Consider the following 500-nt stretch of genomic DNA (forward strand, 5'->3'; position numbering starts at 1 on the left):
TTGATATTATCCCCTTTAAGTAGACAGTAAAAAGAAAGACCATTACTGTTTATTTGGAGGGGATATTCTTTATGGGGAAAATGACATACTCGCTTGAATTTAAGACACAAGTAGTGGAATGGTTTGAACAAGGAGCTACGTATAAACAAATTCAAGAAACCTATGGTTTGGATTTACGGATGTTCCGTAGATGGGTTAGAAAATACAGAGATCACGGCGTACAAGGATTGGTAGACCAAAGAGGCAAAGCCAGAGGGATGAGCAAGGGAAGGCCTCGTAAAAACCCCATGGCTTCAGATGAAAGAATTAGGCGTCTTGAAGCGGAGGTAGAATTCTTAAAAAAGCTCTTAGAAGCCAGAAAGGGGGAAAGAAGAAGGATCAGGGAAAAACAGTAATTTTTCGGATTATTGCTGAGATGGCGGATCGTTATCCAGTTCTGTTACTATGCAAAATTGCTCAAGTATCAAAAAGTGGTTATTATAAGTGGCTGCACTTACAGA

The 500-nt window shown here is 39.6% G+C and carries 1 protein-coding gene; it reads left to right on the forward strand.

From position 1 onward, the window contains the following. The first annotated feature begins 71 nt into the window (after positions 1-71). The gene (locus tag FOI68_RS22820) at positions 72-395 is read left to right on the forward strand and encodes a helix-turn-helix domain-containing protein (protein WP_024985222.1); all 324 of its coding nucleotides are present in this window, start codon (positions 72-74) and stop codon (positions 393-395) included. The last annotated feature ends 105 nt before the right edge of the window (positions 396-500 follow it).

The sequence above is a fragment of the Brevibacillus sp. LEMMJ03 genome, assembly GCF_007197875.1.
Classification (GTDB): Bacteria; Bacillota; Bacilli; order Brevibacillales; family Brevibacillaceae; genus Brevibacillus; species Brevibacillus thermoruber.

Excerpts from the sequence above, each read along its gene's own strand:
- FOI68_RS22820 (WP_024985222.1), top strand. The coding sequence starts at position 72 with ATGGGGAAAATGACATACTCGCTTGAATTTAAGACACAAGTAGTGGAA.